At 44.0% G+C, this 18,278-nt stretch carries 20 protein-coding genes; 11 read left to right on the top strand and 9 right to left on the bottom strand.

Translation table 11 applies throughout. The features are described 5' to 3' along the window. Nucleotides 1-142: 142 nt before the first annotated feature. Complete coding sequence (locus FPL27_RS06840) at nt 143-778, bottom strand: LysE family translocator (protein WP_143960380.1); 636 nt, start codon at nt 776-778, stop codon at nt 143-145. Nucleotide 779: 1 nt separating this feature from the next. Further along, on the bottom strand, nt 780-2,327 hold the full coding sequence (locus FPL27_RS06835; RefSeq protein ID WP_143960379.1) for a GH3 family domain-containing protein: 1,548 nt from the start codon (nt 2,325-2,327) through the stop codon (nt 780-782). 89 nt (nt 2,328-2,416) lie between these two features. On the opposite strand from FPL27_RS06835, the gene FPL27_RS06830 reads away from it, so the two are divergent. From FPL27_RS06830 to FPL27_RS06810, 5 genes are read left to right on the top strand one after another with little or no spacing between them, the layout of a single operon-like run. Then, nucleotides 2,417-3,091: a YggS family pyridoxal phosphate-dependent enzyme gene (locus tag FPL27_RS06830; RefSeq protein ID WP_143960378.1), complete on the top strand. Its 675-nt coding sequence runs from the start codon at nt 2,417-2,419 to the stop codon at nt 3,089-3,091. A 1-nt stretch (nt 3,092) separates the two neighbouring features. Next, the gene (locus tag FPL27_RS06825; RefSeq protein WP_143960377.1) at nt 3,093-3,515 is read left to right on the top strand and encodes a DUF423 domain-containing protein; all 423 of its coding nucleotides are present in this window, start codon (nt 3,093-3,095) and stop codon (nt 3,513-3,515) included. 49 nt (nt 3,516-3,564) lie between these two features. Continuing rightward, complete coding sequence (locus tag FPL27_RS06820; protein WP_235893381.1) at nt 3,565-4,932, top strand: D-alanyl-D-alanine carboxypeptidase/D-alanyl-D-alanine-endopeptidase; 1,368 nt, start codon at nt 3,565-3,567, stop codon at nt 4,930-4,932. 6 nt (nt 4,933-4,938) lie between these two features. Continuing rightward, on the top strand, nt 4,939-5,985 hold the full coding sequence (locus tag FPL27_RS06815) for a S66 peptidase family protein (protein ID WP_143960376.1): 1,047 nt from the start codon (nt 4,939-4,941) through the stop codon (nt 5,983-5,985). A 50-nt stretch (nt 5,986-6,035) separates the two neighbouring features. Beyond that, nucleotides 6,036-6,635, top strand: a complete 600-nt coding sequence (locus FPL27_RS06810) for an SGNH/GDSL hydrolase family protein (RefSeq protein ID WP_143960375.1) — start codon at nt 6,036-6,038, stop codon at nt 6,633-6,635. Between the two features lie 173 nt (nt 6,636-6,808). On the opposite strand, the gene FPL27_RS06805 is transcribed toward FPL27_RS06810, so the two are convergent. The 3 genes from FPL27_RS06805 to FPL27_RS06795 all read right to left on the bottom strand — a co-directional run bounded on the left by FPL27_RS06805 (nt 6,809) and on the right by FPL27_RS06795 (nt 9,955). Beyond that, nucleotides 6,809-7,753 carry a beta-1,6-N-acetylglucosaminyltransferase gene (locus FPL27_RS06805; RefSeq protein ID WP_143960374.1) on the bottom strand — a complete coding sequence of 315 codons (945 nt, stop codon included), beginning with the start codon at nt 7,751-7,753 and terminating at the stop codon, nt 6,809-6,811. 175 nt (nt 7,754-7,928) lie between these two features. Beyond that, nucleotides 7,929-8,324, bottom strand: a complete 396-nt coding sequence (locus tag FPL27_RS06800) for a DUF1573 domain-containing protein (RefSeq protein ID WP_143960373.1) — start codon at nt 8,322-8,324, stop codon at nt 7,929-7,931. A gap of 209 nt (nt 8,325-8,533) precedes the next feature. Next, nucleotides 8,534-9,955, bottom strand: a complete 1,422-nt coding sequence (locus FPL27_RS06795; RefSeq protein ID WP_143960372.1) for an ATP-dependent DNA helicase — start codon at nt 9,953-9,955, stop codon at nt 8,534-8,536. A 20-nt stretch (nt 9,956-9,975) separates the two neighbouring features. Between FPL27_RS06795 and FPL27_RS06790 the strand changes: the two genes are divergently transcribed. From FPL27_RS06790 to coaD, 4 genes are read left to right on the top strand one after another with little or no spacing between them, the layout of a single operon-like run. Then, entirely contained in the window at nt 9,976-10,479 is a 504-nt protein-coding gene (locus FPL27_RS06790; RefSeq protein ID WP_143960371.1) for an NUDIX domain-containing protein, read from the top strand. A 54-nt stretch (nt 10,480-10,533) separates the two neighbouring features. Further along, nucleotides 10,534-11,115: a hypothetical protein gene (locus tag FPL27_RS06785; RefSeq protein WP_143960370.1), complete on the top strand. Its 582-nt coding sequence runs from the start codon at nt 10,534-10,536 to the stop codon at nt 11,113-11,115. 23 nt (nt 11,116-11,138) lie between these two features. Further along, nucleotides 11,139-11,945: a DUF3822 family protein gene (locus FPL27_RS06780; protein WP_143960369.1), complete on the top strand. Its 807-nt coding sequence runs from the start codon at nt 11,139-11,141 to the stop codon at nt 11,943-11,945. A gap of 10 nt (nt 11,946-11,955) precedes the next feature. Then, nucleotides 11,956-12,411 carry a pantetheine-phosphate adenylyltransferase gene (gene coaD / locus FPL27_RS06775; protein WP_143960368.1) on the top strand — a complete coding sequence of 152 codons (456 nt, stop codon included), beginning with the start codon at nt 11,956-11,958 and terminating at the stop codon, nt 12,409-12,411. On the opposite strand, the gene FPL27_RS06770 is transcribed toward coaD, so the two are convergent. After that, a complete protein-coding gene (locus tag FPL27_RS06770; protein WP_143960367.1) occupies nt 12,399-13,085 on the bottom strand; it encodes an NUDIX hydrolase in 687 nt (228 codons plus the stop codon). The two genes, coaD and FPL27_RS06770, sit on opposite strands and share 13 nt — an antisense overlap. 83 nt (nt 13,086-13,168) lie before the next feature. Here FPL27_RS06770 and pyrE point away from each other — a divergent pair, with 83 nt between their 5' ends. After that, a complete protein-coding gene (gene pyrE / locus FPL27_RS06765; RefSeq protein ID WP_143960366.1) occupies nt 13,169-13,813 on the top strand; it encodes an orotate phosphoribosyltransferase in 645 nt (214 codons plus the stop codon). 43 nt (nt 13,814-13,856) lie between these two features. On the opposite strand, the gene FPL27_RS06760 is transcribed toward pyrE, so the two are convergent. The 3 genes from FPL27_RS06760 to FPL27_RS06750 all read right to left on the bottom strand — a co-directional run bounded on the left by FPL27_RS06760 (nt 13,857) and on the right by FPL27_RS06750 (nt 16,589). Next, nucleotides 13,857-14,621: a TIGR02757 family protein gene (locus FPL27_RS06760; RefSeq protein WP_143960365.1), complete on the bottom strand. Its 765-nt coding sequence runs from the start codon at nt 14,619-14,621 to the stop codon at nt 13,857-13,859. After that, entirely contained in the window at nt 14,618-15,175 is a 558-nt protein-coding gene (locus FPL27_RS06755) for a hypothetical protein (protein WP_143960364.1), read from the bottom strand. Before FPL27_RS06755 ends, FPL27_RS06760 begins: the two co-directional genes overlap by 4 nt. Nucleotides 15,176-15,386: 211 nt before the next feature. Further along, nucleotides 15,387-16,589: a LysM peptidoglycan-binding domain-containing protein gene (locus tag FPL27_RS06750; protein WP_143960363.1), complete on the bottom strand. Its 1,203-nt coding sequence runs from the start codon at nt 16,587-16,589 to the stop codon at nt 15,387-15,389. 308 nt (nt 16,590-16,897) lie between these two features. Between FPL27_RS06750 and FPL27_RS06745 the strand changes: the two genes are divergently transcribed. After that, complete coding sequence (locus FPL27_RS06745) at nt 16,898-18,259, top strand: NfeD family protein (protein WP_143960362.1); 1,362 nt, start codon at nt 16,898-16,900, stop codon at nt 18,257-18,259. The last annotated feature ends 19 nt before the right edge of the window (nt 18,260-18,278 follow it).

Raw genomic sequence — 18,278 nt, 5'->3', positions numbered from 1 at the left:
GTCGAGAGGTTTATTTCCCGGCGCTTCGCGTGGGGAGGGGTTTATTACTTCAGGTTGGATTTGGCGTCGCTTTGCGCTAAACTCCTAAACCTTCCCGCAGGGAAAATAACCCTCTAAACCCCATTCGTACTTCGTACTTAATCTAAAAATCCCCATCCAATTCCGCAGCAAACACTATCAGCCTTATCCCAAACCCAAAAAGCACCACTGCCACTACCCGATTGAGAATCTGCATGACCTTCGGGGTGATGAAGGTACGTAGCTTGTTAGCACTATAGGCTTTGAGAATATCTACTAGAAACACAGTCAGTAGGATCCCAAGGTAATATCCCACAATATCCACAGTCCCAAAGTTATCCTTCAAACGAACTAAACCGGCAATGGAGGTCCAAAACAGCAACACAAAAGGATTGATACCATTAAGGGAGAAGCCTTTGGCAAAGCCCTTTCGCTTCATTGGTCTATTTTGGGTTTTCGGAAAACCACCTGTATTTGGCCTGTCTACTCCCTTTTTCATAAAGGTCAATACCCCAAACGCGATTAAAAAACCTCCCCCAACAAATCCAAGTATCATTTCCACCATCGGATTATTTGTAATCATGGAAACCCCAAAGTAGGTAAGCAATACATACAGGCTATCGCTGACAAGTATACCGGCTGCCATGGCAACAGCATATTTAAACCCTTTCTCCATACTATTTTGGATAAGGGCAAAAAAAACAGGGCCGATGATCAGCGAAAGCACCAGTCCCATTCCAATTCCTTCAATTACATTCATCCTATTGGAATCCCTTTTCTTTTAAAAAGCCCAGCCAAGCTTCGGCTTTATCCCCTTTGAGCACACGTGGAAACTTGTTTTGCCCCCCTTCCTTACCCTGAAGGCGCATATATTCGATAAAGGTTTCCTGAGGTAAAACTCTTACATCCACGTCCTTCAGCGCATGTTGTCTTTCAACTATATAGTCATCGTTTAGGCTCTTCAGTTTTTCGTCGATTAAATTTCTTAACCTACCAGAATCCACCTCATCGTCGGTTCCAATATACCAGTGATGGGCAAAGAGATTCCCATGAGGCACGCCGATGACCGTAAATTCCCTGATATCAACGTTTAATTCCTCTGAGGCCAATTCCACTGCTTTGTTCATGTTGTCAACAGAAAGGTGCTCTCCGCAAAGACTGAGGAAATGCTTGGTCCTACCGGTAATCACTATCTCGGCTTCTGCCAATGATTCAAATTTGATCACATCCCCAATAAGGTATCTCCACGCTCCAGCACAGGTGCTTATCAGAATGGCATACTCTTTACCTTCCTCCACCTGGTCAATGGAAAGGGTTTGCGCATCTGGACGCACTTCTCCATTATCGTCAAAGTTTTCATCTTTGAAAGGAATAAATTCATAGAAAATCCCATTATTAAGAACAAGCCTCATGGATCGACGATCAGGTAAAGCTTGGAAAGCCAAAAATCCCTCACTGGCTAAATAGGTTTCCATATAGATCAATGGTCGATCAAGCAGCTTTTCAAAACCCTTTTTATAGGGTTCAAAACTCACCCCACCATGAACGAAAATCTTCAGGTTTGGCCAAATGTCGTGGATAGATTTTAGCCCATATCGCTCAATAATCTTTTCCAACAAAATCTGTAACCACGCCGGCACACCTACTATAATTCCAATATCCCAATTCGGAGCATTGTCTACTATTTTTTCCAGCTTCTCCCCCCAATTCTTGTTTCTGGCGATCTCGGAACCTGGCTTGTAAAATCGCTGGAACCAAATAGGAAGATTCCCAGCTGTGATACCGCTCAGGTCACCTGAGAAATAGGTACCGTTGAATTCCAGATCGGTACTTCCACCAAGCATCAATATTCCCGTGTTAAAAAGCCTGTCCGGAAGTTCATATTTTGATAGGGTAAGGATTTGCCTAACACCAGTTTTACGGATAGCTTTCACCATCTCATAGGAAATGGGAATATACTTAGATGTGGCACCTGAAGTGCCAGAGGTCATGGCAAAATACTTGATGGCCCCCGGCCAGGTAATGTTTTTTTCTCCTTCTTGGAGCTTGTGCCACCATTCATCGTACATTTTGTTGTAGTCAAAGATGGGCATATCCTGTTTGAAGGTCTCATAAAAGGTGTTCCCCTTCTTTTTAAACTCCTTAAGTTTTTCTCCAAAACCATACTTTCTACCAAACTCAGTCTTTGAGGCAGCAATCATCAGCTTCTTCAGCTCCCGCTTTTGGAGCTCAATGGGGGAACTGTATTCTTGTTCCAGGGATTCACGAAGGCGGATGCCCCGTTTCAATAATGTGCCTAGTATCGCCATAATTTTATATGCTTATGTAAAACAATGCAGGCCGGAGGATTGCCCGTCCTAATCTTAAACAGTATCTTTGAGAGTGTAAATTTAGGAGAATGACTATAAAAGAAAACCTTCAAGAGATAAAAAACACATTTAAAAATCCTGATTGCCTCTTGGTAGCCGTCAGCAAGACCAAACCTGTCGAAGATCTGCAGGAGGCTTATGATGCCGGTATCCGTGATTTTGGGGAAAACAAAGTCCAGGAACTCACCGACAAGCAGCCACAATTGCCCACCGACATTCGTTGGCATATGATTGGCCATCTGCAGCGCAACAAGGTCAAATACATCGCTCCATTTGTACACTTAATTCACGGTGTAGATTCGCTTAAATTGCTTAAAGAGATTGACAAGCAAGCGAAAAAAGCTGATAGAACCATTCCTTGCCTTTTACAGGTCCATATCGCTGAAGAGGACAGCAAGTTTGGTTTTGATGAAAACGAACTCGTTCAGCTCATCCAAAGCGGAGAGTTGGAAAGCCTCGCCAATGTAAAGATCCAAGGGCTAATGGGAATGGCGACCTTCACGGAGGACCAAGATCAAATCCGAAGGGAATTTGCTGGACTCAAGAGCCTTTTCGAAAAGCTAAAAACCCTTTCACTTCCCCCCAATATGAAGCTGGACGAACTTTCCATGGGCATGAGCGGTGACTACTTCATTGCACAAGAGGAAGGAAGCACTATGGTGAGGATAGGTAGCGCCATATTTGGAGCAAGAAATTACAATTAAAATGCATAAAGAAAAAATCATTCAAACGGCGGCCATTTTAGGTGCGCTGGCTGTGGGCATTGGAGCCTTTGGCGCACATGGGCTTGCCGACACTTTGGAGCTGCACGGCCGGACCGAAACCTTCGAAACCGGAGTAAAATATCATTTTTATCATGCCCTGGCAATGTTATTGGTAGGCATACTAGCGTTATTGAAATTGCATGAAAAGTGGCTAAAAATTAGCGCCTGGTTATTCTTGGCCGGAATACTGATTTTCTCCGGCTCGCTATACGTACTTTCCCTCACCGGCATCACCTGGCTCGGTGCCATCACACCTTTCGGCGGCGTGGCGTTCATAGCAGGATGGATATGTGTAGTATTTGCCATGCGAAGTACGAAAAACCTTAGAAGTACGAAGGACGAAGTACGAGGTACGAAAAATTAAGTACGAGGTACGAAGATGGTACCTTGTCCTTTATACCAAAAGAAAATATATGAACAATAGTAAAATAATAGGAAGTCAGCGATCGATGACTGAGTTAATTGGTACTTGGTACTTGGTTCTTGGTACCCAAAAATTTCTACTAACCTTCCTCTTACTTCTACAAAGCTATGCTCTCCTCGCCCAACCTTCCAGAGACAAAGCCACTGAGCTAGAGGCTTACCTGGGCAAGGACTCTTTTTTCAACAATCACCTGACCGGTTTCATGCTCTATGACTTAGACACACAGCAGCCGGTCTATGAGAAAAACAGCCATTTGTACTTCATTCCCGCTTCGACTACCAAATTGGTAACCTTTTTTGCCTCCCTCATCACATTAGGTGATAGCACCACCATTTTGCGATATGTGAATAAAGGAAATGAGGTAACCGTATGGGGAACTGGGGACCCGAGCTGGAAATACCATGCCTTGCCCCAGCAGCCAAGGTTGAGAGAGTTTTTTGACAGATATGAGAAAATCAATTTCTCCGATGCCAACTGGAAGGACCAGGCATTTGGTTTTGGCTGGCAATGGGATGATTATTACTTTTCCTATTCTGCCGAAAAATCCCCATTCCCAATTTATGGTAATGTAGCCAAGGTAATTAACCGCAACAATAAACCAGAGATCAGCCCATCTCTCTTCCGCCAAAACCTCACCACCAGCGACAGAGATGTGAGAAACGTGCAACGGGAATTTCACAACAATCAGTTTTTCTACAATCCCCGCACATATAACGGAATGAATTCCTATGTCCCATTTTTGACCAGCCAGCAGACTTTTGTACAGTTGGCCAGTTCGGAACTTAACAAGATGGTATTGCCGTCCAAGGAAAAACTCCCCAAGGACCACCAACGCCTTAAAGGCATCCGCACAGAGGCTCTCTACAAGGAAATGATGCTGGAAAGCGACAATTTCATCGCAGAGCACCTGCTATTGATGATATCCGATGAACTTTTCCAGGAACTCAATTCGGAAAGAGCCATTGATTATATCAAAAAAACATACTTAATTGACCTTCCTGACGAAATGTTGTGGGTAGACGGATCTGGTCTTTCCAGACACAACCTCATGACCCCGCGGTCATTGGTGGTGCTGATGGATAAAATCTACAGGGTTTTGCCAGATGAAATGCTCTTTAATCTTCTTCCAAAGGGCGGAGTGAGTGGAACCTTGAAAAATAATTACCATGCTCCAAAACCCTACGTTTTTGGCAAAACGGGCACCATATCCAATAACCATAGCTTGGTGGGATTTGTGAGAACTAAGAGCGACAAGTTATATGCATTTGCATTTATGAACAATAATTACCCCTATAAGGCCAGCAAAGTGAGAAGCGAAATGGAAAAAGTGATGGTCTATATCCGGGAAAATTTTTAATTACACATGAACAAAAGAAATTTCCTCAAGTCCTTGGGACTCTCCCTAAGTCTTTTCCCGATATTGGGAATGCAAAAAGCCATAAAATCAACTTCTCCAACTCAAAAACTCTTACCAAAACCTTTACAAAAAGGCGACACTGTAGGCTTAATCAGTCCCTCTGCGGCCACGGCCGAAAGAATACAGTTCCAGTTAGCCAAGGAGGCGCTTGAGGCACTGGGTTTTGAAGTCAAGATGGGCGAAAATCTCCAAAACCGTCGCGGCCATCTGGCAGGATCCGATGCCGAGCGCGCCCATGACCTGAACAGCATGTTTGCTGACGAGGAGGTCAAAGCCGTTATCTGCATCCGTGGCGGATCAGGCGCAGCTAGGATATTACCCATGATTGATTATGAAAACATTAAGCATAATCCAAAGCCAATCTTGGGCTACAGCGACATCACCGCCATACACAATGCCATCTTTGCCAAAACCGGCCTGATCACCTTCCACGGCCCCAACGGCACGGGCAGCTGGAACAGCTTTAATGTCAAGCAGTTTGAGGAAGTCTTTTTTAACCAGTCCTTGCACAAGTTTGAAAACGAGCAGGAAAAGGGAGACGAGTTAATAGTCAAAAACAACCGCATACAGACCATCACAGGTGGTGAAGTCGAAGGAGAACTTGTAGGCGGCAACCTGACCGTATTAACCGCTTTGGCGGGGACGGGATACCTCCCTGACTTCCACAATAAGATACTTTTTCTGGAAGATATTGGAGAGGAACCTTACAAGATTGATCGAATGATGAGTACGCTCAAACTAACGGGAGCTCTGAGCCAGATCAAAGGCTTTATTTTTGGACAATGCACCGATTGCAGTCCTACGGGCGGCTATGGCACACTGACGTTGGATGACATCTTCGATGACTACATCAAGCCATTGAACATCCCCGCATACCGCGGTGCCATGATCGGGCATGTGCCCAAGCAGTTTATCGTACCCATCGGTGCCAGAGCAAAAATGAACGCCGATGAGGGTACTTTTCAATTAACCGAATCAATTTTCCAATCGTGAAAGGATTATTTACATTTCTCATCCTTGCAATGACCACAACCATAAGCACCATGGCACAGCAATATACTTATTTGGCACTCGGAGATTCTTACACCATTGGTGAAGGAGTGTCCGAGCATGAAAGGTTCCCAAATCAAGCAGTTGCAATGTTTAGGGATAAAGGTCATGATTTTGAAGATCCTAAAATCATCGCCACCACTGGATGGACCACCGATGAACTCCAAAAGGGCATCCAGGAGGCTGATATTGAAGGCCAAACTTTTGATTTGGTCACCTTGCTCATCGGGGTGAATAACCAGTATAGAGGACGGGATCTGGATAATTACAAGGCAGAATTCAAAGAATTGCTGGATCAGGCGATTGGGTTTGCCGGCGGCAATAGAGAAAGAGTGATCGTACTTTCCATTCCCGATTGGGGCATCACCCCATTTGCCACTGAAAAGGAAACCGACAAAGCAAAGGTGGCCCAGGAAATTGACCGGTACAACCGCGCCAAGCAAGCCATCACCGAAAGATACGGCATCACCTTCATCGACATCACCACCCACTACCGCGACTATCCTTTAGCTGTGGTTAGCGACAAACTGCATCCGGATGCGGAGATTTATAAGTATTGGGCTGAGAGGGTTGTGGAGGGAATTATGAATTAAGTATCTATTCCCCCTCTCTTCCCCAACTATAGCCCAACACCCACCCAACGCTCACCCAACTACAACTTGGGCCATGGCTGGGTAAGGATTGGGTCTAGTGTGGGTGAGTGTTGGGCTATAGACGCTTCATAGACGCTTGATAGTAGGGAGGAGGGTATATTAGTAACCCTGTGCTAATCTGTGTGATCTGTGGTGATTTTTTTCCGATCAACTAATAACTCCCTATCTATATCATCAAGTATCTCCTCATCCTTATCCATTACAAACTTGCGAGCGAAGAGGAACTCGTCGGATTTTTGTTTCAGCTCTTCGAGGTCACCGGAATTGAATGTCACAGGGAGCTCACAGTTTTTGCGGGTCCAGTTGACGTAGGTTGGGGTCGGAAGGATGCTTGACTTATCACCTTGCAGCAGTTCCATCAGCAAACTTTGAAAAAACGACTCATCGGCGCAGTAGGTGTATTGCCAATACTTCTTCATCTCCTCACCACGCACCTGCATAAACTCCATAATCTTTTTGAAGGTTTCGGTATTAATGGCCCACCAGGCAGATCCGCCGTAAAGTTTGAATGGTTCTACCCTTTTCTTAAAAATTAGTTTGAATACATCCAACCCTACCCTACCCTTGAGCAAGCAGTTGATCAGCATCAAATCCATCCCTTTGAAGAAGGCAAAATCGGCCCTTTTGTCAGAAAAGTTTACTTTATAAGTCTCCCTGCGTCTGTAGCAGCCGAATTCCGACCAAGCTTCTTCAATGGGAACACAGTTGATAAAGTTTTTGTCCATGTGGGCCTGAAAGTATGCTCTGATCATCCCAGCGGGTTGCAATGGGTAATCTTGCCCACTCAAAAGTACAATCATTCCATCTTGCTGATCCTCCAGTGCCACTTCGGCCAAGTTAAGTACCGCCTGCACAAATGCATAATCGGCCCAAACACAGGCCACCCTGTTTTGGATAAATTTTACCTCCTCAGACGCCAGGTAGAGATAATCCTCAATTGCTGTTCTCACATCCATATGGATATAAAAAACCGTATCTGGGCCCTCCAGATTTCTGATTAACCTTTCGAGTTGGGCTGGGTTACGGTGGGCAATGATGAAATAGATAATTTTATTCATGGTTTAAAAAATGGGGTACGAAAAAATACTTTTTGACGGAAGACCGAAGACCGAAACCTTAGATACGAGATCAATTTATAAATTAATCCTCAAAATAAAAAAGGCCCGGATCAACCCCGGGCCATAAATTTCAATCCTTAATCTTTAAACCATTCAACGGCCGCAGGCCACTAAACTATTTCTTCGGTTGCACATTCGAGATAAGACTCACCTTCTCAATCGGTTCGGAAGCATTGGAGTAGATTCTCACTACACTGTTCTGCTTGCCCATTTTGCCGGCTGAGTTGAAGGAAACCTTGATCTCAGCAGACTCACCCGGAGCGATTGGCTCTTTTGGCCAAGCCGGTACAGTACAACCGCAAGTGGCAGCCACATTGCTGATCACTAAAGGAGCGCCACCTGTATTCTCAAATTTGAAGGTATGCTCCACTTTATCACCCTGGGTGATATCACCAAAATCCTTGGACTTTTCAGCGAACGTAATAGTAGCTCCATTATTATTGGAAGCTTCCTGTGCCTGTGCCGCAAACGCCACCACAGCCATAATCATCACTAATACTAACTTTCTCATTTTATTATATGTTAATTTTTATTGATACAAATATTAGCCAAAAAGGCTCAAAGACGCTAAGTCAGTTTCAGTTTCACGCAAAGACCGCAAAGGAGGCGCGAAGATCGCAAAGACTTTAATCACAATATTAATAAAACCTTCGCGCCCTTTGCGTAAAATCTCTGCGCTCTTTGCGTGAAACTTCCCTGCGTGAAACCTCCCCGCTCTTCTCACCCGAAAAACCTCGGATGGAAGTTCACCATGAACACCTCTTTGGTCGCCCTGGTCACAGCGGTATATAGCCAACGGATAAAACCCGTGTCAAGTTGCTCTTCCTTCAAATATCCCTGGTCCACAAACACCGCATCCCACTGCCCACCTTGCGACTTATGACAGGTTAGTGCATAGGCAAATTTCACCTGTAAGGCATTAAGATAAGGGTCTTTCTTTACCATTTCCATCCGCTCCCCTTTCTTCTCAATATCAGCATAATCCTCCTGGACCTGCCGGTAAAGCTCTCTGTATTCCTCCTGGCTCAAGGATGGAGTGGATGAATAAAGGGTATCCAGGATCACCTTGGCCTCAAAACTGGGCTCATCGGGATAGTCAAGCAGCTGCAATTCCAAAGTTGCAAACCTCAACCCATACATTTCTTCAAAAGAACGAATTTTTCTTACTTCCGCAAAATCTCCATTGGCCAAAAAATTTACCTTCTCGGATTCTGCCATGTAGATGTAATTATTTTTCACAATCATCAGTAAATCCCCCGAGGTGATTTCCTCATCCATAAAGTGAATAGCCCTTCGAATATATTGATTGTACTGCACGGCAGCCTTGTTTGACCTGGTCACGATGATAGTGTTCTCTACACCGAATTTATTGTAGGCGTACCTCAAACCATCCTCAAGTTTCTCCCCAGTCATCCTATAGAAATCCTTGAAGGGCTTTACTTGAAAAGATATTTGAGGATGCTTCTTAACTACTTCCTCCCGGAGTTTGGTCGCATTAAATAGAATACCCGAATCGAGTTCTTGTCGCATCACCTCCGTGAGTTCAGTTTCCAGGATGGAAAGTCCATAATGCCTGACCATGTGATTTTTGTCCAAAGCAGGGCTATTCATATTGTTGACAGGAGGAAGCTGCGCACTGTCACCTATCAGCATAAGCCTATTAGAAGCGTGTTGGAAAACATATCGGACCAAATCCATCAACAAGCTCTGCCCCATCCCGCCCTCATCGGAAAGCATGGAGGCCTCATCCACAATGAAGACCGTGTTTGTGTAATAGTTTTTCTGCAGATCAAAGCCGGAGAAATTTCCCTGATCACCCAAAGGTGTGTAGATGATTTTATGAATCGTATAACCGTTTTTCCCAGAATAGGTGGACATCACCTTAGCCGCCCTACCGGTGGGAGCCAACATCAAGGAGCGGTAATTGAGCTGAGGAAGGGTCTGCACCAAGGCCGATACCACGGAGGTTTTCCCCGTACCCGCGTAACCACGAAGTATGAAGGTCGGCTTCTCTCCCATCTTGGCAGAAAGAAATTCATCCAAGAGCCTGAAAAAAGTCTCCTGCCCTTGAGTGGGGGTATGGGGAAACTTTCCTTTGATCAGATTAGAAGGTTTTGACAGAGGATGCGTATCTTTACTCATGATGCTAATCTAAAGCTTTAATGCCGAATATCGCAAAAGAAATATCCGACAAGTTTGGTGACAGGTTACGGGTTCGCGTTAATGGTGTGTTGATCAGACAGGATAGGATTCTGATGATCCGCCATGATATGGGCCGGGGCCGTAGTCTTTGGAATGTCCCGGGAGGAGGTATGAAGTTTGGGAGTTCAGCTACAACCAACCTGACTAGGGAATTTGCCGAAGAAACGGGATTGACTGTTGAGGTAGACAAATTCCTTTTTACCTATGAATATCTGGAAAAGCCCCTTCATGCAGTGGAGCTTTTTTTCGAGGTCAGCGCAGATGGTCAAATTCCCATCATGGGCAGTGATCCTGAACTACCAGCCGCCACTCAACTAATCAAAGAGGTGAGATTTATGGATCTAGCTGAACTGCAATCCATACCCAATGATACCAAACATCAGGTATTTTGGGGCCTTAAATCATTAAATGATGTAAGAATATGGAAAGGTTATTTTAATTTTGAAAATAAATGCATAAAATAGCATCTTGTAAAGACAGCATCAACCTTATTAAGACGAATTAATTATCCTTAAAAAATGAACGTAACTAAGATCTTATCATTGGTATTCCTAGTGGGCGCTCTTGCTTTGGGCTATGTACTGTACAATGGCATAGATTCCGTAATGGAAGAGGAAAAAAGAATTGCAAGACTCGAAGCCAGAGTTGTGGAAAAGCTTCAAATGTTGCGTGATGCCCAAGTTGCCTATTTAGCCAGCGAAGGCGAATATGCCGACAACTGGCCAGATTTGAGAAATTTTATCCAAGATGGAGATATCTATCTTGTACAAAGATCTGAGACCACCGTCCTTTTGGACTACGGTAAGGAAGAAACCACTGTATCTTATGACACTTTGGGTTCCGTGCCGGTAATGGATTCCTTGTTCAACGAAAGAAGACATCCTAACTTCAACCTTGAAAACCTTCACATCGTACCAGGTTCCGGAGGTAGAGAATTTGAATTCTTTGCTGACAAAATCACCCGTAACAACAGGGAGATCGCAGTGTTTGAAATCAGAGACCCAGCTCCAATCAACCCAACTAGAAGGGAAAACAACAACGAAAAAGCATTGAGAGTAGGTTCTAGAACTGACTCTTCTACTTCAGGTAACTGGGAATAATAGTGGTAAATCCATTAGAGAACATGAAGTATAAATATCTAAGCGATAAATTTGACATCCAAGCGGTGTCAGATTTATCGCTTTTCTTGTCTCATGACAGTCTATTGATCATTGCCAAAGACTCCAATGGGGAAGTTATCGGAGGGGAAAGCATTTCCGAAGTTGATCTCCAAGAAACTTTGGACAGCAATGACTTACTGAAATCCAACCCCGACACAGCCAAACTTTGGGTGCACAACGATCACTTTAATCTTGTTCCCGGGGTTATCTTTGACCATAATCAAGCGGCTACTTATCTAAACTTTTCCAGCTCATTGGTTCAGAGTGAAGCTCATGAGGTGTTTTCAGAAAGCCTGGACAGCAACAATCTGCACTTGGTCGGAGCAGTAGATAAGCACACGGCAGATGTTTTTAAAAAAATATTGCCAAAAATCTCATTTGGCCATGCGGGCTCCTTAGCGCTTGATTACCTTTTCCAAAAGAAAACAGATTACCTTGGCCAAGAAATATTTGTGATTGCTGAAGAAGGATACGTATATCTCGCGGCATTTTCGAGTCAAGAACTCAAGCTTTTCAACCGTTTTGGAGTGGACAATACAGAGGACTTGCTTAAATACCTCTTTGTGGCATTTGAGCAATTGAATTTTGACCGCAATTATTGTAAAGTAAACCTTATCGGCGATCTTTCTGCCCTTAATACCAACCTGGTAGAATTACAGCCCTATTTCAAAAACCTTATACCTATCACACCGAGAGCCAATACTACCTACCACACTGGTGCAGAACGCATTCAGGAAACGCAAAGGCTAGAAACATATTGGACCTTCTAATTTATATTGAATGAAAAGAGTAGCGATTTTTCCAGGTTCTTTTGATCCTTTTACATTAGGTCATCATGATATAGTAATGCGGGGCGTTGAGCTTTTTGACGAGGTAATCATTGCCATCGGATACAACACCAACAAAAGCAAGCGGTATTTCGACCTGGATATGATCGTTGAAAAGATTAAAGGTGCTTATAAGGATCAGCCAAAAGTAAAAGTAGTGACCTACAGCGAACTGACTTCCTCCCTAGCGATGAAACATGACGCCAACTTCCTGCTTAGAGGTTTGAGAAACACTACTGATTTTGAATATGAAAATGCCATCGCCCAGATGAATAGGCATTTGAACAAAGACCTGGAAACAGTCTTTTTGATCACCTCACCTAAATACTCCTCCATCAATTCTACTATCTTGAGAGAGGTGCATCGCTATGGTGGAGAAATCAATGAATTCTTGCCCTACGAGGTCTGAACCTTGGGCATCATTTTTATAAATTTCTTGTAAAGATACCTCATGGATGGGTAGGAATTCACCAAGGCATACTTGGCCTCCTGATGGTTTAGCCATTTGACATCCTCGATTCCCTCTTCCGCTTGAGGTTTCATCTTGGAGTCATCGATTATTTCCATGGCAAACCAATAGGTTTTTTTCAAGATACTCTTACGGTTGTGGGTATAGGTATGCCAGGTCTTGATGATGGGTTCTCCCAGTTTCACCTTCACCATACACTCCTCCTCCACTTCCCTCACAGCACATTCTTCAGGAGTTTCGCCTTTATCAAACTTTCCCTTGGGAAGGTCCCACTTGCCCAGCCTTTTGATGAAAAGCACCCTTTCTCCTTTAATAACCACACCCCCTGCCGCCTTGACGATGGAAAACCTGCTTTTAATATACTTTTTAGTCTTCTCCTTATCCTCGGTAAGGATGGTAATACTGTCAAGGTTTTTAAGTTTTCTAGTTCTCAGCAGATAAAGGAGCTTTTGCAAGATCTCCTTGGATGGATTGATTAAAAGCACATCATCATGAAATTCCACATAAGAAGGAAGGTCAGAGGGATTGTCATAGATACATTCAAAGGTTTTCTCGGGAGCGAGTTCCTCAGTGGACAGAATGTCTAAAGGCTTGTCATTAATGAAAATTCTCATGGGCATTCGATTAGAAGCTAAAATTGCATAAAAAATACACCTATCACAACTGCGGTATGGGTTTTATCTTTTAATTTTAATGTATGGAATTATTAAACAAAAACATTGCCGAAGAGGTAGCCAAAAGCCTACTAGAAATAAAAGCCATTCGATTGAACCCTGAAAGCCCATTCACTTGGGCATCGGGCTGGAAGTCACCAATTTACTGCGACAACAGACTGTCACTTTCTTTTCCCAAAGTAAGGACACATATCAAGCATGCCCTTGTTGACACTATCAAGGAGAAGTATCCGAATGTAGAAGCCATTGCGGGGGTGGCCACTGCGGGAATCCCCCAAGGTGCATTGATTGCTGAGGAAATGGACCTGCCTTTTTTATATGTAAGATCTAAGCCAAAAGGTCACGGCATGGAAAACATGATCGAGGGCAAGGTGACTCCGGGACAAAAGGTAGTGGTGGTAGAGGACTTGGTTTCTACAGGCGGCAGTTCCCTAAAAGCAGTGCAAGATTTGAAGAATGCAGGTTTTGAGGTTTTAGGAATGGTAGCCATCTTTACCTACGGCTTTGAAATAGCCAGAAAAAACTTTGAGGATGCTGGAATAAAGTTGATTTGTTTGAGCGACTATTCAGCCATGCTTCCCCAGGCTGTAGCCTTGGACTATGTCTCCGATCAAGATTTGAAGTCTTTGGAAGAATGGAGGGAAAATCCTTCGGAGTGGAAAAAGTAAGTTAGAAGTACGAGGTCAGCGTAACTCTGTGTCCCATTTTACCTCAATACTTCTCCTCCACTCCTAATCCGAAAAGCGCAAAATCATACTTCACCGGATCTCTTGGATCCAGTTCGGCGAGGCAGGAGGTGAGCTCTATGGCGGTGCGCCAGTCGGTCTGCTTTCTTTCTATGAGTCCTAGTTTGCGACCTACCCTATCCACATGCACATCGCAGGGGCAGATCAATTGAGAAGGAGATATCCTGTTCCAAATTCCAAAATCTACACCCTTGTCGTCTTTTCTCACCATCCAACGGAGGAACATGTTGATGCGTTTACAGGCTGCTTTTCGGGCAGGTGTGGCGATGTGTTTTCGGGTTCGCTGAGGGGCAAGTGGGTCATCAAAAAAGAAATCATGAAAATGGACCAGCATTTTCTCCATCTCCATGCTTTTACCCATAGGAAGGAAAGCCTCTTCTAGACTGTTATGGTTTTTGTAAAACTTCTGAAAGAATGCTAAAAAATATAATGTATCGGTGGCATTGAAGGTACGATGCTTAAATTGCAGGAAGGGCTTTAATTCCTCTTCACTATGATGAAGGATGAAATCATGTGGCGCATTATCCATCATCTCCATAAGTGAAACGCATTTGTTGATAATGGTCTTGCGTTGTCCCCAGGCCAAAATAGCAGCAAAAAAACCCGCGATCTCAATATCTTGGGATTTCGTAAAACGATGGGGAATGCAGATGGGGTCATTTTCGATGAAATCCGGCTGGTTATAAAAAGCCACTTTTTCATCTAAAAACTCTTTTAAGCCCTTCCTCATAGAGCAATTTTCACTTCTCCGCCCTGGGTTCCATCAAACCATTTGAAGTTTAGCAGATTATCCTCTTTTTCTGAAAGATGCCAATCAAAGCATTTGATAGTGGTCAGGGACTTCAAGGAGTCTTCGTCAGGATTGTAGAGGCAAATATCAAAATCAGGCAGGTCCTTTGACTCTGTACTATTCCATTTCTCAAGAAGCAGCCCTTCATCCAGAACTTTGATTTTCTTTCCAAAAACGTGATCCTCCAGGATGGATGGCACACCGTCAGACCTTCTAAAGTGATAGCCACTTGGCCCAAACATGATCTGAGTAAAAACCTTCCCTTCAATCAGCTTGACATCTTGGTTAATATTTTTCCATTCTGCGTTGTCAAAAGTAACTTCCATCTTTTCCCCTTTCCGCATTTTGGTCAAAACTTTTGAGAGTCCCGAAAATAAATACGTAATACCGACAAATACCAGCCCGAAGGAGGCGAGAATCGGATAGGAAATAATGAAGATAGCATTCCAGATAAACCGGAAGAAATGGTGAAGGAAGAGTTGTAATTTATTCATTATAATGGCAATCGAACACAAAAGTAGAGTGAAAAAAGGACAATCGCAAAAGTGGCTAGCTGACAAATGAAAACAAAATCAGTAATTTCTTACTGAAAATCAACTAGATAACGAGAAGACCGAAGACAGAAGACCGAAGACAGGAAGGCTTACACGTAAAAAGAGCTGGCAATTCTCTGCCAGCTCTTTTATAAATCTAATTAAGTCTATATTAATAAGAAACCTCTACAGGGAATCTACTATTAACTGCGCGAAGCTGTTCGAAGGCTGCTTTGGAAACCTTAATCAAAAGCCTTCCATTGTCGCCGGTTTCTGGAAGTTTGCCAACCACTCTTGCAAAGATAGTCACATCATTCTCCTCATTTCTGATCCTCATGATGGTTCCCACGGGAGCGTTTCTATGAAGCACTAAGTACTTGGTATGGTTGCCCGTCCCTTCGATGACCTCCGCCTGTCCGCTTTCTTTGATGTTTTTCCTTTCGGTGGATTCTTCCTCTACCGGTGTGCTTCTGGTATTTACCACTGGTCGTGGATTCTCGGCGGGGGTTTCACTTCTTACCGTTTCTATCCACTTTTGAGCTACATTTGCCTTTTCAGCGTCCCCGCTTTTAGGTTTTTCAGGATGCTGAGTCCTTGGTTGGGTCTGGGCTGATGTTTGAGACTGAGCGGGTGTTTGGGTGGTAGCACTTCCATCCCGTTGACTTACTTTAAGTTTTTGGCCAGGGGCCAAGTTGGTAGAAGTAAGCAGATTCCAGCGGATAATATCATCAACTTTGGTATCGTAGTCTTTCGCTAGGGAAAATAATGTTTCGCCTTGAGCCACAGTATGCATTACCCATTCCCCATCAGAGGAGGAGGCAGTAGTAGGAGCAGAAGAGCTTGTGCGAGGCGATTCAGCCTTTTTGGTCTCTTCACGTCTTGGCTCTTCGCGCTTAGTGGCTGGAGCAGTGCTTGGAGGAGTGGCCGTTTCAGCGGTAGCTGCCGGCTTCTTGCCTTCCTTGATTATCAAATTTTGCCCTACGTTAAGCCCGTTGCCGTCAAGGTTGTTCCATTCGGTTACTTCTTGGACGCTCACATTATGGCTTTTAGCAATAGCAAAAAGAGTTTCACCAGGCATAACCTTGTGAAGTTTTGCCCCTTCCGGAAGCGGCGCCTTTTCTACATAGGGGATTCTAATCCTCTGACCAGGCTGAAGGCCACTGGCCAAAGTAGGGTTTGCGGTAATAATATCGTTCATGGGGGCGTCATAACGCCTGGCAATACCAAAGAGGGTTTCCTTTTGGTCAATTTCATGGATGATGAAAGTTTTGCCATCCTTTTTCTCAATCCCCACAGAGTCCATGGCCGCAAAGTCAGATGCCGACACTGCTATTCCAAGACCCATTAAACACAAAGTCAATAAACTTTTCTTCATTAGAATATTCTTACCTGCTATTATTGTTACTTTTTTAATAAAATTCACCTGTTTTCAGCAATAACGAATTGTTTTGGACGATGTTTGCCCTTTGCTTCGAAATATGTGGCCAAGAGGTAATTATTGCCTACAAATTTCAAATTTATTTCTTTAAATACAACCGGGTTCAACCACTAAAATATTTAATATTGGTTAAATTTCTCACTTATAAATGCGCCCTCCAAATTGCTGGAAAGTCGATTCTTTTGCTATAGGTGCAACGATAAAATCAATAATTTAGGTATATTGGTAAGTAAATTAGATTATTCATGAAGTATCAATTCTATATCTGGCTTTGTCTGTTCGGCTTGCTTACCTCACAAGGCTTTGCCTTTCAGGAGGACAGCATTCCTGCTTCAAAGTCTAAAGTTTTCGTTTTTGACATTAAATCGGACATTGATCCACGGATGAACCGACAGGTTACTTTGGCCATGGAAGAAGCTAAGGAAAAAGGAGCCGACCTAATCATCATCCACATGGACACTTACGGTGGAGCTGTCAATGATGCCGATGATATTCGCACGATGGTATTGGAATCGGAAATCCCTATCCATGTGTTTATTGACAAGGATGCTGCCTCCGCTGGCGCCCTCATCTCCGTGGCTGCCGATAGCATCTACATGGCTCGAGGTGCCAGTATTGGAGCCGCAACAGTGGTGGTGGGAGGCTCAGGCGAAGCGGCCCCTGACAAATATCAATCCTACATGCGCTCCATGATGAGGAGTACTGCCGAAGCCAAGGGCAGGAATCCACAGATTGCAGAGGCCATGGTGGACGAAAGCATCGAGATAGAAGGCATAACCAAAGAGGGATCTGTGGTCACTTTTTCGGTTTCAGAAGCTATAGAACATGGTTTTTGCGAAGCGCAGGTTAGCAATATTGAGGAAATTATTGAAATGCAAGGAATCACTGATTTTGAGATCATCCGCTACGAGTCCAGTGGGGTCGAAAAAGTCATCGCCTTCTTCCTTAACCCAGCCGTGAGCGGTTTTTTGATCCTAATCATCTTTGCAGGGATTTACTTTGAAATCCAGACCCCAGGAGTAGGTTTCCCCTTGGCCGCATCCGTTCTGGCCATGATTCTGTATTTTATTCCCTACTACCTCACTGGTTTGGCGGGCAACTGGGAAATTTTGATTTTCGTTGTTGGCTTTATTTTACTCGCGGTGGAAATATTTGTGCTGCCGGGATTTGGGGTATTTGGAATCTTGGGCATTTTGGGAATTCTAGCCGGGCTGACTTTTGGCATGCTCCCTAATGACGCCTTCGACTTCACTTTTGTGTCTACCGGCGAATTGTTCACCGCATTGCTTACAGTGATACTTTCAGCAGTCATCAGCATTATCCTGATCTTCTATATGGCACCTAAGGTAAACCAGTGGAAGGCTTTCAGCCATATTTCTTTGGCTACTACGCTCAAAAAATCGGAGGGGTATACCAGCTCCTTCTACAGCGATACCATGGTGGGCAAGGAAGGTGTGACTCAAACCCGCCTGATGCCAAGTGGAAAAATCATCGTGGATGATGAGCTTTACGATGCCTATAGCCGCGGAGAATTTATCGACCGTGGGGAGAAAATTGTCGTCATCAGTTCGGAAGGCACTTCCCTAAGGGTCAAACGGATGGTTTAATATTTGTTAAGCACCATCA

Source organism: Litoribacter populi (genome assembly GCF_007483685.1).
Lineage (GTDB): Bacteria > Bacteroidota > Bacteroidia > Cytophagales > Cyclobacteriaceae > Litoribacter > Litoribacter populi.
This window is presented reverse-complemented; position numbering and strand designations above follow the sequence as displayed.

Bases quoted from the DNA above. Each gene is read 5' to 3' on its own strand.
- FPL27_RS06840 (WP_143960380.1), bottom strand. From the start codon at position 778: ATGAATGTAATTGAAGGAATTGGAATGGGACTGGTGCTTTCGCTGATC.
- FPL27_RS06835 (WP_143960379.1), bottom strand. From the start codon at position 2,327: ATGGCGATACTAGGCACATTATTGAAACGGGGCATCCGCCTTCGTGAA.
- FPL27_RS06830 (WP_143960378.1), top strand. From the start codon at position 2,417: ATGACTATAAAAGAAAACCTTCAAGAGATAAAAAACACATTTAAAAAT.
- FPL27_RS06825 (WP_143960377.1), top strand. From the start codon at position 3,093: ATGCATAAAGAAAAAATCATTCAAACGGCGGCCATTTTAGGTGCGCTG.
- FPL27_RS06820 (WP_235893381.1), top strand. From the start codon at position 3,565: ATGAACAATAGTAAAATAATAGGAAGTCAGCGATCGATGACTGAGTTA.
- FPL27_RS06815 (WP_143960376.1), top strand. From the start codon at position 4,939: ATGAACAAAAGAAATTTCCTCAAGTCCTTGGGACTCTCCCTAAGTCTT.
- FPL27_RS06810 (WP_143960375.1), top strand. From the start codon at position 6,036: ATGGCACAGCAATATACTTATTTGGCACTCGGAGATTCTTACACCATT.
- FPL27_RS06805 (WP_143960374.1), bottom strand. From the start codon at position 7,753: ATGAATAAAATTATCTATTTCATCATTGCCCACCGTAACCCAGCCCAA.
- FPL27_RS06800 (WP_143960373.1), bottom strand. From the start codon at position 8,324: ATGAGAAAGTTAGTATTAGTGATGATTATGGCTGTGGTGGCGTTTGCG.
- FPL27_RS06795 (WP_143960372.1), bottom strand. From the start codon at position 9,955: ATGAGTAAAGATACGCATCCTCTGTCAAAACCTTCTAATCTGATCAAA.
- FPL27_RS06790 (WP_143960371.1), top strand. From the start codon at position 9,976: ATGCCGAATATCGCAAAAGAAATATCCGACAAGTTTGGTGACAGGTTA.
- FPL27_RS06785 (WP_143960370.1), top strand. From the start codon at position 10,534: ATGAACGTAACTAAGATCTTATCATTGGTATTCCTAGTGGGCGCTCTT.
- FPL27_RS06780 (WP_143960369.1), top strand. From the start codon at position 11,139: ATGAAGTATAAATATCTAAGCGATAAATTTGACATCCAAGCGGTGTCA.
- coaD (WP_143960368.1), top strand. From the start codon at position 11,956: ATGAAAAGAGTAGCGATTTTTCCAGGTTCTTTTGATCCTTTTACATTA.
- FPL27_RS06770 (WP_143960367.1), bottom strand. From the start codon at position 13,085: ATGAGAATTTTCATTAATGACAAGCCTTTAGACATTCTGTCCACTGAG.
- pyrE (WP_143960366.1), top strand. From the start codon at position 13,169: ATGGAATTATTAAACAAAAACATTGCCGAAGAGGTAGCCAAAAGCCTA.
- FPL27_RS06760 (WP_143960365.1), bottom strand. From the start codon at position 14,621: ATGAGGAAGGGCTTAAAAGAGTTTTTAGATGAAAAAGTGGCTTTTTAT.
- FPL27_RS06755 (WP_143960364.1), bottom strand. From the start codon at position 15,175: ATGAATAAATTACAACTCTTCCTTCACCATTTCTTCCGGTTTATCTGG.
- FPL27_RS06750 (WP_143960363.1), bottom strand. From the start codon at position 16,589: ATGAAGAAAAGTTTATTGACTTTGTGTTTAATGGGTCTTGGAATAGCA.
- FPL27_RS06745 (WP_143960362.1), top strand. From the start codon at position 16,898: ATGAAGTATCAATTCTATATCTGGCTTTGTCTGTTCGGCTTGCTTACC.